The sequence below is a fragment of the Streptomyces zhihengii genome (assembly GCF_016919245.1).
In the GTDB taxonomy this organism is placed as follows: Bacteria; Actinomycetota; Actinomycetes; order Streptomycetales; family Streptomycetaceae; genus Streptomyces; species Streptomyces zhihengii.
Genome location: NZ_JAFEJA010000001.1, coordinates 4,228,550 through 4,240,647 on the forward strand (window position 1 = coordinate 4,228,550; position 12,098 = coordinate 4,240,647).

General features: G+C 73.3%; 11 protein-coding genes. 1 reads left to right on the forward strand and 10 read right to left on the reverse strand.

Annotated elements, in window-relative coordinates:
* Positions 1-199: 199 nt before the first annotated feature.
* The 9 genes from JE024_RS17715 to JE024_RS17755 form a co-directional block, all read right to left on the reverse strand.
* Positions 200-1,012: an HAD family hydrolase gene (locus JE024_RS17715; RefSeq protein ID WP_205374526.1), complete on the reverse strand. Its 813-nt coding sequence runs from the start codon at positions 1,010-1,012 to the stop codon at positions 200-202.
* On the reverse strand, positions 1,009-2,286 hold the full coding sequence (serS, locus tag JE024_RS17720) for a serine--tRNA ligase (RefSeq protein ID WP_205374527.1): 1,278 nt from the start codon (positions 2,284-2,286) through the stop codon (positions 1,009-1,011). The genes JE024_RS17715 and serS overlap by 4 nt, the downstream gene beginning before the upstream one ends.
* A gap of 642 nt (positions 2,287-2,928) precedes the next feature.
* Positions 2,929-3,870, reverse strand: a complete 942-nt coding sequence (pheA, locus tag JE024_RS17725) for a prephenate dehydratase (protein ID WP_205374528.1) — start codon at positions 3,868-3,870, stop codon at positions 2,929-2,931.
* 51 nt (positions 3,871-3,921) lie between these two features.
* The gene (efeB, locus tag JE024_RS17730) at positions 3,922-5,151 is read right to left on the reverse strand and encodes an iron uptake transporter deferrochelatase/peroxidase subunit (protein WP_205374529.1); all 1,230 of its coding nucleotides are present in this window, start codon (positions 5,149-5,151) and stop codon (positions 3,922-3,924) included.
* A 7-nt stretch (positions 5,152-5,158) separates the two neighbouring features.
* The gene (locus JE024_RS17735; RefSeq protein WP_205374530.1) at positions 5,159-7,129 is read right to left on the reverse strand and encodes a copper resistance CopC/CopD family protein; all 1,971 of its coding nucleotides are present in this window, start codon (positions 7,127-7,129) and stop codon (positions 5,159-5,161) included.
* A gap of 19 nt (positions 7,130-7,148) precedes the next feature.
* Entirely contained in the window at positions 7,149-7,592 is a 444-nt protein-coding gene (locus JE024_RS17740; RefSeq protein ID WP_205376588.1) for a copper chaperone PCu(A)C, read from the reverse strand.
* Positions 7,592-8,254: an SCO family protein gene (locus JE024_RS17745; RefSeq protein WP_205374531.1), complete on the reverse strand. Its 663-nt coding sequence runs from the start codon at positions 8,252-8,254 to the stop codon at positions 7,592-7,594. The genes JE024_RS17740 and JE024_RS17745 overlap by 1 nt, the downstream gene beginning before the upstream one ends.
* 35 nt (positions 8,255-8,289) lie before the next feature.
* Positions 8,290-9,024 carry a YcnI family copper-binding membrane protein gene (locus JE024_RS17750; RefSeq protein ID WP_205374532.1) on the reverse strand — a complete coding sequence of 245 codons (735 nt, stop codon included), beginning with the start codon at positions 9,022-9,024 and terminating at the stop codon, positions 8,290-8,292.
* A 95-nt stretch (positions 9,025-9,119) separates the two neighbouring features.
* Positions 9,120-9,899 (reverse strand): hypothetical protein, encoded by a 780-nt coding sequence (locus JE024_RS17755; RefSeq protein WP_205374533.1) that lies wholly within the window; start codon positions 9,897-9,899, stop codon positions 9,120-9,122.
* Between the two features lie 237 nt (positions 9,900-10,136).
* Here JE024_RS17755 and JE024_RS17760 point away from each other — a divergent pair, with 237 nt between their 5' ends.
* Complete coding sequence (locus JE024_RS17760; protein WP_205374534.1) at positions 10,137-10,607, forward strand: ATP-binding protein; 471 nt, start codon at positions 10,137-10,139, stop codon at positions 10,605-10,607.
* Positions 10,608-10,634: 27 nt separating this feature from the next.
* Here the strand turns inward: JE024_RS17760 and JE024_RS17765 are convergent, their stop codons facing one another.
* Positions 10,635-12,089: an aminopeptidase P family protein gene (locus JE024_RS17765; protein ID WP_205374535.1), complete on the reverse strand. Its 1,455-nt coding sequence runs from the start codon at positions 12,087-12,089 to the stop codon at positions 10,635-10,637.
* Positions 12,090-12,098 lie beyond the last annotated feature (9 nt).

Here is a 12,098-nt window from a genome sequence, read left to right on the forward strand (position 1 = left end):
CGACGACGCGGAGTTCGAGTCCCCGTCCGCCGGGCTCCCTTCCGGGCAGGGCCGAGCAGGCAGCAGCGGGGTGGAGCCGCCGCCGCGCGCCGCCCGGCGTCACTGCCCAGGGGGCGGCCGCTTCGAGCGCGCGTTCCGCGCGGGCCGCCCCCTCCCGGCTCCCGGGCGCGCCCTTCCCGGGCGGCACACGGGCCCCGGGTCAGGCCGCGAGGAGCTGCTCCAGCACCACCGCGATGCCGTCGTCGTCGTTGGACGCGGTGATCTCCTGGGCCACGGCCTTGAGTTCGTCGTGCGCGTTGGCCATCGCCACACCGTGCGCGGCCCAGCCGAACATCGGGATGTCGTTGGGCATGTCGCCGAACGCGATGGTGTCCGCACCGCGGACGCCCAGCCGGCGGGCGGCCAGCGAGAGCCCGGTCGCCTTGCTCAGCCCCAGCGGCAGGATCTCCACTATCCCGGGACCCGCCATCACCACGTCCACCAGGCCGCCGACCGTCGCCCTGGCCGCCCGGGTCAGCTCGTCGTCGCCGAGCACCGGGTGCTGGATGTAGAGCTTGTTCAGCGGGGCCGCCCACAGCTCGGCCGGGTCCTTCATCGGCACGTAGGGCAGCGGGCCCCCCTGCGCCCGGTAGCCCGGCGCGATCAGCACCTCCCCGTCGAGGCCGTCCTGGCTCGCGGCGAGCGCCAGCGGGCCGACCTCCGCCTCCAGCTTGGACAGCGCGAGGCCGGCGAGCTGCCGGTCCAGCGTCAGGGAGGTCAGCAGCCGGTGCTCACCGGCGTGGTAGACCTGCGCGCCCTGGCCGCACACGGCGAGACCGTCGTAGCCGAGGTCGTCCAGGATGTGCCGCGTCCACGGCACGGCACGGCCGGTGACGACGATGTGCGCCGCCCCCGCCGCGGTCACCGCGGCGAGAGCGTCCCGGGTGCGCCGCGAGACGGTGTCGTCGCTCCGCAGCAGCGTGCCGTCCAGGTCGGTGGCGACGAGCTTGTACGGGAAGGGGGCGGTGCTCACTTGGCGATCGGCTCCAGCACCTCGCGGCCGCCCAGGTAGGGGCGGAGCACCTCGGGGACGCGGACCGAACCGTCGGCGAGCTGGTGGTTCTCCAGGATCGCCACGATCGTGCGCGGCACGGCGCACAGGGTGCCGTTCAGCGTGGCCAGCGGCTGGACCTTCTTGCCGTCGCGCATGCGCACCGAGAGCCGGCGGGCCTGGAAGGAGTCGCAGTTCGAGGCGGAGGTCAGCTCGCGGTACTTGCCCTGGGTCGGGATCCACGCCTCGCAGTCGTACTTGCGCGACGCCGAGGCGCCGAGGTCGCCGGAGGCCACGTCGATCACCTGGAACGGCAGCTCCAGGCCGGTGAGCCACTGCTTCTCCCACTCCAGGAGGCGCTGGTGCTCCGCCTCGGCCTCCTCCGGGGCCACGTAGGAGAACATCTCCACCTTGTCGAACTGGTGGACCCGGAAGATGCCCCGGGTGTCCTTGCCGTACGTACCGGCCTCACGGCGGAAGCAGGGCGAGAACCCGGCGTAGCGCAGCGGCAGCTTGTCCGCCTCGATGATCTCGTCCATGTGGTACGCGGCGAGCGGGACCTCGGAGGTGCCGACCAGGTAGTAGTCGTCGCGCTCCAGGTGGTAGACGTTCTCCGCGGCCTGGCCGAGGAAGCCGGTGCCCTCCATGGCCCGCGGGCGCACCAGCGCCGGGGTCAGCATCGGCACGAAGCCGGCCTCGGTGGCCTGGGCGATGGCCGCGTTGACCAGGGCGAGCTCCAGCAGCGCGCCGACACCGGTCAGGTAGTAGAAGCGCGAGCCGGAGACCTTGGCCCCGCGCTCGACGTCGATGGCGCCCAGGGCCTCGCCGAGCTCCAGGTGGTCCCTGGGCTCGAAGCCCTCGGCACCGAAGTCGCGGATGGTGCCGTGGGTCTCCAGGACGACGAAGTCCTCCTCGCCGCCGACCGGAACGTCGCTGTGGACGAGGTTGCCCAGCTTCAGCAGGAGCTGACGGGCCTCGTCGTCGGCCTCGTTCTGCGCGGCCTCGGCGGACTTGACGTCGGTCTTGAGCTGCTCGGCCTGCTTCAGGAGCTCGGCACGCTCCTCGGGGGTGGCCCTGGGGATGAGCTTGCCGAGCGACTTCTGCTCGGAGCGCAGCTCGTCGAAGCGGAGGCCCGACGACCGCCGCCGCTCGTCGGACAGGAGCAGGGCGTCGACGAGGTCGACATCCTCTCCACGGGCGCGCTGGGATGCGCGGACTCGGTCGGGGTCCTCACGGAGCAGGCGAAGGTCAATCACCCCACCAGGCTACCGGTGCCGACTCGGGCCACCCCACCCGATAAACCACGCGTGTCGCTTTGCCCGAATTGCGAGAATTGATAAAAACTGCCACCGGCTGGTACGGCCGGGGAAATGGTGACGCGCCGGACCTGCCCTCAAGATCCTTTGCGCCGCCACGGGTGTGCCCGACTCCGGGGCGGCGCGGTTCCGTCCGGATCGTGGGATCCCTTGTCCACAGGAATGTGGCCTCCCGGGGAGTTATCCACAGGGTGTGGGGGCTCTCTGTGGATTTCGGAATTGATCATTCCGAATAGCCTTCCAGGGCGTCGGGATTCCTGTTTTAAACCCCACTCACACACTCATTCGGGTGGGAATTCATCGCTCTGACGTGTTGATCGACGTAATTCGGGTGACAGGGCCTGACCTGTGGCTCTGTGGACGGAACTGGGTGGACTGGGGGATTTGTCGACTGTGCGGCGATGCGTTGTCGACTTGTCCCCAGGTCGAGATGCGCTCCTGTGGATAACTTCTGTGGACAACGAAAATCTGCAGGTAGTACGGCGCGGGACGGCACGGAGGGCAGCACGGACAACAAGGACGGCAGGGCGCCCGGCAGCGCAGCCGGCAGGGCGCCCGGCAGGGACGGTGCCCCGGGACGGCTCAGATGTCCGTACGGCCGTCCTGGCAGCGGGCCAGCCAGTCCGACGCCGCGGTGAATTCCGCGTCCGAGGTCCCCGCCCGCAGCGGCCGCACGTCCTGGCGTGCCACCCCCGCCCGCGGATACGAGCCGAGGAACCGCACCTTCGGGCAGATCCGCTTCAGCCCCATCAGCGCCTCGCCCACCCGGCGGTCCGCGATGTGGCCCTCCGCGTCGACCGCGAAGCAGTAGTTGCCGATGCCCGCGCCCGTGGGGCGGGACTGGATCAGCATCAGGTTGACCCCCCGCACCGCGAACTCCTGGAGCAGCTCCAGCAGGGCGCCGGGGTGGTCCTCCCCCATCCAGATGACCACCGAGGTCTTGTCCGCACCGGTCGGCGCCGAGGGGCGGGCCGGACGGCCCACGAGCACGAACCGGGTCTCCGCGTTCTCGGCGTCGTGGATCTCGGTGACCAGCGGCTCCAGACCGTAGGTCGCCGCCGCGAACTCGCCCGCGAAGGCCGCGTCGTAGCGGCCCTCCTGCACCAGCCGGGCGCCGTCCGCGTTGGAGGCCGCCGACTCCCACAGCGCGTCCGGCAGATGCGCCCGCAGCCAGTTGCGCACCTGGGGCTGGGCGACCGGGTGGCCCGTCACCGTCTTGATGCCGGCGAGCGTCGTGCCCGGCCGCACCAGCAGTGCGAACGCGATCGGCAGCAGCACCTCGCGGTAGATCATCAGCGGTTCGCCCGCGGCCAGTTCGTCGAGCGTGGCGGTGACGCCGCCCTCCACCGAGTTCTCGATCGGCACCAGGGCCGCGGCGGCCTCGCCGGCCCGCACCGCGTCCAGTGCCGCGGGCACCGAGACCATCGGGACGAGCTCGCGGGTCGCCGCCTCCGGGAGCGTGCGCAGGGCGGCCTCGGTGAAGGTGCCCTCGGGGCCGAGATACGTGAAGCGCGTGGCGGACATACCCGTCACCCTAATGGCCCGGGGCCCGCCCGACGGCCGGTACGCGGTGCCTCACCCCTCCAGCAGCGCCTGCCCCACGTACTCGCCCTTCCCCGGCCCGCCGGGCACCGCGAACAGTCCGCTCGCCTCGTGCCGGATGAACGCGGACAGCGCGTCGCCCCGGTCGAGCTTGCGCTGCACCGGCACGAAGCCGCGCAGCGGATCGGCCTGCCAGCAGACGAAGAGGAGCCCCGCGTCGGGCGTCCCGTCCGCGCCGATCCCGTCGTGGAAGGAGAACGGCCGGCGCAGCATCGCCGCACCGCCGTTCTGCTCGGGGGCGGAGATCCGGGCGTGGGCGTCGGCGGCGATCACCGGCCTGCCGTCCGCACCGGCCGCTTCGAGGTCGGGCTCCGTCGTCTCCGTGCCGCCGGTGAGCGGCGCCCCGTCCGACTTGCGCCGGCCGATCACCCGCTCCTGACGGGCGAGGGAGAGCTTCTCCCAGTCGTCGAGCAGCATCCGGATGCGCCGCACGACCGCGTACGAACCCCCGGCCATCCAGGCGTGGTCGGTGCCGGAGGGCACGAACACCCGCTCCGCGAAGTCGGGTTCGGCCGGCTTGGGGTTGCCCGTGCCGTCGATCTGGCCCATCAGGTTGCGCGCCGTCATCGGCTTCGCCGTGGCACCGGGGGAGCGGTTGAAGCCGTTCATCTGCCAGCGCACCCGGGCGGCGTCGCCCGCCGCCTTCTGCAGCGTGCGCAGGGCGTGGAAGGCGACCAGCGCGTCGTCGGCGCCGATCTGCACCCACAGATCGCCGTCCGACCGCCTGGCGTCCAGCCGGTCGGAGGAGAAGGCGGGCAGCGGGTCGAGCTGCGCGGGACGGGCCGCGGTCAGGGACGTGCGGTCGAAGAAGGTCCGGCCGAAGCCGAAGGTGACGGTCAGCGACGAGGGCCCCGCGTCGAGGGCGACACCCGTGTCGCCGTCCCCCGCGGGCTCCCCGGCCATCAGCCGCGCCGCGAGCCGGGACCAGCGCCGCAGCAGCGCCGCCGCCTCCCGGCGGCCCGCGCCCGGACGCAGGTCGAAGGCGACGAGATGCCCGTGGGACTGCTGCGGGTCGGTGATGCCCGCCTGGTGGGTGCCGTGGAAGACGGCGGCGCTGGAGCCGACCGCCGTCAGCGGCGTCGGGGGAGCGTCCGCCGCCGCGTACCCGGCGGCGCCGCCCGCCGCGCCGAGGACGAGACCGGTGGCCCCGGCCGCGCCCGCGGTGCCGAGCAGCCGGCGCCTGGAGATGTCGTTGTCGCTCACGGGTGGTTCAGCCGATCTGGATGGTCTCGTCGACGGTCGTCTGGTCGAAGTCGGAGGTCCGCACGGTCACCTTGACCTGCCACTCGCCCGGCATCGGGATCTGGACCGCGCTCGCGCTCCAGTGTCCCGGGGCCACGCGGTCGGGGGTGATGGGCAGCGGTCCGATCTGCTTCGCGGTCAGGGTGAAGGACACCTTGAGCTCGGGGGCGTCCAGCGGGTCCCCGCCGGGCGTCTCGGCCCAGACGTGCATCTCGTTGCCGCCGGGCTGCGCAGGGTCGAGGCTCAGGCGGAGGGTGCCCTGGCCGTTCTCGCCGCCGGTGTCGAAGGGCAGCGAGATCTCGGTCGGCCCGGCGGCCGGCGCGGTCGCCGCGGCCCGCTCGCCCGCCCCGCGCGCCTCCTCCTCGGTGCGTCCCGGCTCGGTCGAGGTGAGCACGGTCGTCACGGCGAGCAGGACCACCGCGACACCGGCCTCGACGAGCACCGAGCGCCGCAGACCGGTCCGTTCGCCGTCCGCGTCCCTGACCCGCCGGCGCTCGGCGGTCGCCACGGCGGCCCGCTGACGGGCGAGCTGCGCCGCCCGCTCGGGGTCGGCGGACGCACCGCCCTCCGTCTCCGGGGCCTCCGCGGCCGCTTCCGCCTCGACGGCCGTTTCGACCTCATCGGCGTCGCCGGCCTCCCCGGCCTCGCGGGTCCGCTCCGCCGGCGCGGCGGCGGAGGCGGTCACCTCGGTCAGGCGCAGCGTCCAGCGGCGGGACAGCCAGGCCACCGCCACCATCACCACCACCAGGCCGATCTTGACCAGCAGCAGCTGCCCGTACCGGGTGCCGGTGAGCGCCGACCAGGAGCCGACCTGCCGCCAGGACTGGTAGATCCCGGTCGCGGTGAGCACCACCACGGACGCGAAGGCGACCCGTGAGAACCGCAGCACCGCCGCGCGCTCCACGTCCGGCACCCGGTGGAGGGCGGTCAGCAGGGTGACCAGGCCGCCCAGCCAGAGGGCGACGGCCAGCAGATGGAGCACGTCGACCGGCATCGCGACACCGGGCTGGATGCCCGTGGAGGCGTGCTCGGACAGCGCCCAGGTGGCGGCGATGCCCGCCGCGACCACGGTGCCGCCGAGGCCCAGCCCGAAGGCGAGGTCCCGCTTCTCCTGCGTGCCGTCGTCCCTGCGGGCGTACGCCCCGAACAGCACGGCGACGAACAGGGCCGCCGCACCGAGCAGCAGCAGCCGGGAGACGAGTGCCGCGCCGGTCTTGGTCTCCAGCACGTCGCCGAGCGCCCCGAGGTCGGCGACGTCGGCCAGTGAGCCGGAGGCGGTGTAGGGCCCGCGCAGCAGCAGCATCGCCAGGGTGGCCGCGGTGAGCGTGACCCAGCCCGTGACCACGAGGCGCTGCACGGGCCGGACCGCGGCCCCCCGCCGCCAGCACAGCAGCACGAACGCGGCGCCGCCGGCGAGCAGGACGAAGCCCGCGTACGCGGCGTACCGCGCGATGCCGTAGAGCACTCCGACGGCGCCGCCGCCGGCCTGCTGGTCGGGCAGCGCGACGGTCGACGCGGACGGCGCGCCGATCGAGAAGGTGAAGGCGCCCGACACCGGGTGGCTGTCCGCGGACACGGCCTGCCAGGCCACGGTGTAGGTGCCGTCCGGCAGCCCGCCGTGCAGGGTGACGCCGTACATCACGGTGCCCCCGGTGCCGAGGTCGCGTATCCGCGCGGTGTCGGCGCGCTTGCCGCTCGGTTCGAGGACGCGGATGGAGTCGTCGCCCATGGCGATCTGCTCGGAGAAGGTGAGCGTGACCTCCGCCGGGGCGGTGGCCACCACCGCCCCGTCCTTCGGATTGCTCGCGATGAGCGCGGCGTGCGCCGACGCCGGGCCCGCGGCGGCCAGCAGCCCGATGAGCGTGCCGAGCAGCACGACCAGGGCCGACAGCGGCCGTACGGGGGACGCACCGAGGCGCGGGGCGGTGGCGGTCGTCATGCGATCAGTCCCTCACTGCTCAGTGCTGCGGGTTGTAGGTCGTCTCCTTGACGGGGACGTCCACGGTGATCGGATCCGACTTCTCGAAGTGCAGCTCCAGGGAGACCTTGTCGCCCTCCCGGGGACGCTGCTTCAGCGACATGAACATGATGTGGTTGCCGCCGCGTTCGAGATCGAGGCTGCCGTCCGCGGGGATGTCGAACGACGCCACCTCGCGCATCTTCTGGTCCTTGGTCTCGTGGATCGTGACGTCGTCCGAGATGTCGCTGGTGACCGAGGTGAGCCGGTCCGCCTGACCGCCGTCGTTGACGACGGTCAGGAAGCCGGCGGCCATGTCGCTCACCGGCTGCGGCATGAACGCGCCGTCGACCCGCAGCTCGGGCTCCCCCGCCGACGAGCAGCCGGCGAGTGCGAGCGAGGACGCCAGGGCCGCCGCCAGCAGGACGGGGGTCCGCCCGCGGATCACGGCTTCTCCCCCGCGACCAGCCTGGGCAGGTCCTTGGCCCAGTCGTCGGCGGTGGTGTCCTCGCCGTACAGGACGTAGCCCTCGTCGGTCCTCGGCGAGAAGGCGACGACCTGGGCGCCGTGCATGGAGACCACGGAGCCGTCCTTCTCCTTCTTCGGCGGGTCGATGCCGATGCCGATCGACTTGGCGCCGGCCTGGATGGCCGTGAAGTCGCCGGTGAGGCCGATGAACGACGGGTCGCCGGCGCTCGGCAGCCACTTCGCCAGTTCGGCGGAGGTGTCGCGCTCCGGGTCGGTGGTGACGAAGACGACCTGGAGCTTGTCCTGGTCGGCCTGCGGGAGCTGCTTCTTCGCGATGGCGAGGTTGCTCATCGTCAGGGGGCAGACGTCGGGGCAGTGGGTGTAGCCGAAGTAGATGAGCGTCGGCCTGCCCTTGGTCCGCTCCCGGAGGTCGAACGTCTTCCCCTCGGTGTCGGTCAGTGTCAGGTCCGGCTTGGCGAAGGGCCGGTCGAGGACGGTCGCCGCCTTCGTCTTCGGCTGGGCCGAGACCTCGAAGCCGGACGAGGCGGAGCCGTCCTCGCCGGAGCCGGAGGAACAGGCGGAGAGGGAGAGCCCGGCGGCCACCACGAGGGCGGCCGCGAGCACGGTCTTCTTGCGCATAGAGCTGATGTCCAGACGTGTCTGTCGGGTGGTGATCAGGCGCGGCGGCGGCCGGCCAGGACGCCGAAGGCCACGCCCGCGGCGCCGACGGCGATGCCGACGCCGCCGAGGACCCGGGCGGTCGTGTCGCTGCCGCCGGGCGAGGCGGCGGTCTCGGTGTGGCCGGCCTCGTCGTCGTGGCCGGCGTTCTTGTCGTCGGCCGCGGTGTCGGCGGCGCCGCCGCCGTGGTGGTCGCCGGAGGCGGCGGAGAGCTGCAGCACGGGCGCCGGGGACTCGGGCTCCTCGCCGCCCTCGGCCGGCTCCTCGATCCAGCGCACGACCTCGTCGTTGTCGTACGTCTGGAGGGCCTTGAAGACGAGCTGGTCGGCGTCCTCGGGAAGCTGGCCGAGGGAGACGGGGAACTGCTGGAAGCGGCCGGGCGCGATCTTCGAACCGTCCGCGGTCCAAGTCACCTTGGTGACGGCCTCGGTGATCTGCTTGCCGTGGACCTCGAGGGGCTTGTCGAGCTTGGAGCGGGTGACCTCGGCCTTCCAGCCGGGCACGTCCTGCGGCATCACGGACGCCAGCGGGTGCTCGGTGGGCATGGACACCTCCAGCTTCACGGTGGAGGCGTCGTCGCGCTCGTTCGGGACCTTGAAGTTGACGGTGGCGTAGCCGCCCTTGGCGGCCTCGCCCTGCGGCTGGACGCTGACGTGGGCGAAGGCGGTGCCGGAGAGGGCCACGACGGCGGCGGCGGCGACGGCGGCGGCGGCAACGCGGGAAACGTTCATGCGGAAACACACTCCACGGTGAGGAGAGGCGAGGGACGTGCCCGCGCACGGACGCGCGGGGGCACAGCGGCTCGGCTCCCGTCGAGCGAGCCGCGTCAGGCGGCGATGACGTATACGGACGGCGGCCCGCGCCTGATCACCGTGTGCTGGAGTGCCTCGCCGGCTCCCGGCGAGGGGGGGCCGGCCGGCGCGGCCGGCCGGCGGAGGACGCCCGCGGGCGCGGCGCCGGGCAGTCCCGCCCGCAGCGCCCGCACCAGGGCGAGGGCCGCGCGCAGGGCGCCCAGCCGGGCCCCGTCGGCGACCTCGTGGGCGGAGCCCGCAGACAGCTCGGCGAGCCGCAGCAGCGCCGTGTCGCCGCGCCGCATCAGCAGCCCGGTCACGGCGGCGGCCGCCAGGTGCCCGAGCAGCATGGCGAGCGAGGGGAGGTCCGGGCCCGCGGCCGTGTGCGCGTGGGCGCCGTGCACCGCGGTGGCCGGGTCGATCCCGGCGGTGGTCACGATGCGCCGGGCGTCGGCCGCGCCGATGGAGGCGGGGCCCGCCCCGCACACCAGCTTGGCGGCCACCCGGATCAGCGCGTCGTCCGCGCTCTCGGCGAGCTGGAGCCTGGTCTGCGCGAGACCGAACAGGGCGTGCAGCGCGAGCTGTCCGCCGGCCAGCACCGCCGCGATGGCGGGCAGCGAGCGCTGCCGCCCCGTGAACGGCACGACCAGCGCGAACACCACGGCGAACCCGAGCCCCAGCGACCACAGGGGCACCGCCTCGCAGGCGGCCAGCACGTGCCCGGTCCCGGACAGCACGACGCAGACCGCGGTGAACACCGCGGCCCTCAGCAGCCGCAGACCGGCTCCGGCGTGTGCGTGGCGTGGGGACGACATGGCCGGGTCATCATCCCACTGCCCCCGCCGCCTCCGTACGGCAGGTCCGGAAGATCCCGTTTGCCGAGTGCCGGACCGCTCCGCCGCCGGTCATCCGCCCTTCGGCGCCCCGGCATACACCGCGGGACGCGGCGGCGCATCCGCCGAACGAGGGCCGTGACGGCGAACGGGGGCTTACCGACGGGGGTGACGGGCAATACGTATCGGTATGTCGAGCGGGGGACAGGAGGCTGGAGCATGAGCATCTGGTGGTCACTCCGTCTGCGGCGCGACGCCGCGAGCGTCCCCCTGGCCCGGCGGCTGCTGCTCGGCACCATGGAGACCGCGGGCGTCGACCCGGACATCTCCTTCGACCTGTCCGTCGCGCTCACCGAGGCGTGCGCCAACGCCGTGGAGCACGGCGGGGATCCGGGCTCCGCGGCCGCCGGCCCGGCGGCCGAGTACCGGGTGACGGCGTATCTGGACGGCGAGAAGTGCCGTATCGAGGTCTCCGACTCGGGGCCCGGCTTCGACCGGGGCCCCGCACCGCTGCGCGACGCCCCCCTGTGCGGCGACGCGCAGGCGACGGCGGAGAGCGGCCGGGGGCTCTGCCTCATCGAGCAGCTCGCCGACCACGTCCATGTGCGCAGCAGGCCGGGGCTGGGCGCGGTGGTCAGCTTCGACAAGATCCTCAAATGGCGCGAGGGCGCGCTGCTCGGTGTCTCCTGAGCGGCGCGCCCCCGGGCGTCTCGCGGGTCAGTCCCGCAGCGCGGCCATCCACGCCTCGACCTCGTCGGCCTGACGCGGCAGCGAGGCGCTGAGGTTCCGGTTGCCGTCCTCGGTGACGAGGATGTCGTCCTCGATCCGGACGCCGATGCCGCGGTACTCCTCGGGCACCGTGAGGTCGTCGGCCTGGAAGTACAGACCCGGCTCGACGGTCAGGCACATACCGGGCTCCAGCGTGCCGTCGACGTACGCCTCGGTGCGCGCGGCGGCGCAGTCGTGGACGTCCATGCCGAGCATGTGGCCGGTGCCGTGCAGCGTCCAGCGGCGCTGGAGGCCCAGTTCGAGCACCCGCTCCACCGGGCCCTCGACGAGGCCCCACTCGACCAGCCGCTCCGCGAGCACCCGCTGCGAGGCGTCGTGGAAGTCGCGGTACTTGGCGCCCGGCTTCACCGCGGCGATGCCCGCCTCCTGGGCGTCGTGGACCGCGTCGTAGATCTTGCGCTGGATCTCCGTGTAGCGGCCGCTGATCGGCAGGGTGCGGGTGACGTCTGCGGTGTAGAGGGTGGTGGTCTCCACACCGGCGTCGAGCAGCAGCAGGTCGCCGGAGCGGACCGGGCCGTCGTTGCGCACCCAGTGGAGGGTGGTGGCGTGCGGGCCGGCGGCGCAGATGGAGCCGTAGCCGACGTCGTTGCCCTCGACGCGGGCGCGCAGGAAGAAGGTGCCCTCGATGTAGCGCTCGCTGGTGGCCTGCGCCTTGTCGAGGACCTTGACGACGTCCTCGAAGCCGCGGGCGGTCGAGTCGCACGCCTTCTGGAGCTCGCCGATCTCGAACTCGTCCTTCACGGCACGCGCCTCGGAGAGGTACACCCGCAGCTCGTCGTCGTGCTCGGCGGTGACCTTGTCGGTCAGGGCGGCCTCGACGCCGGCGTCGTGGCCGCGCACCACGCGGACCGGGCCCCTCGCCTCGCGCAGGGTGTCGGCCAGTTCGCGCACGTCCCGGGCGGGGATGCCGAGGAGCTGCTCGGCCTCGGCCAGCGAGTGGCGCCGGCCGACCCAGAGCTCGCCCTGGCCGGACAGCCAGAACTCGCCGTTCGCGCGGTCGGAGCGCGGCAGCAGGTGCACGGTGGCCTCGTGACCGTCGCCCCTGGGCTCCAGCACGAGCACGCCGTCCTCGGTCTGGTCGCCGGTCAGGTACGCGTACTCGGTGGCGGCCCGGAAGCTGTACTCGGTGTCGTTGGAGCGGGTCTTCAGGTTGCCCGCGGGGATCACCAGGCGCTCCCCGGGGAAGCGCGCCGACAGCGCGGCACGGCGGGCCGCCGTGTGCGCGGCCTGCGGGATCGCCTCCAGGCCGTGCAGCTCGGTGTCGGCCCACCCCGTGGTCATGTTCTCGGCCAGCTCGTCGGACACGCCCGGGTACAGGCCGTTCTTGCGCTGCTTGATCGGCTGCTCCTCTTCCGGGGTCTCCGGGGTGAGCTCCTCCGCCACGTCTGCCTC

Excerpts from the sequence above, each read along its gene's own strand:
- JE024_RS17755 (WP_205374533.1), bottom strand. The coding sequence starts at position 9,899 with ATGTCGTCCCCACGCCACGCACACGCCGGAGCCGGTCTGCGGCTGCTG.
- pheA (WP_205374528.1), bottom strand. The coding sequence starts at position 3,870 with ATGTCCGCCACGCGCTTCACGTATCTCGGCCCCGAGGGCACCTTCACC.
- JE024_RS17760 (WP_205374534.1), top strand. The coding sequence starts at position 10,137 with ATGAGCATCTGGTGGTCACTCCGTCTGCGGCGCGACGCCGCGAGCGTC.
- JE024_RS17735 (WP_205374530.1), bottom strand. The coding sequence starts at position 7,129 with ATGACGACCGCCACCGCCCCGCGCCTCGGTGCGTCCCCCGTACGGCCG.
- JE024_RS17745 (WP_205374531.1), bottom strand. The coding sequence starts at position 8,254 with ATGCGCAAGAAGACCGTGCTCGCGGCCGCCCTCGTGGTGGCCGCCGGG.
- JE024_RS17750 (WP_205374532.1), bottom strand. The coding sequence starts at position 9,024 with ATGAACGTTTCCCGCGTTGCCGCCGCCGCCGTCGCCGCCGCCGCCGTC.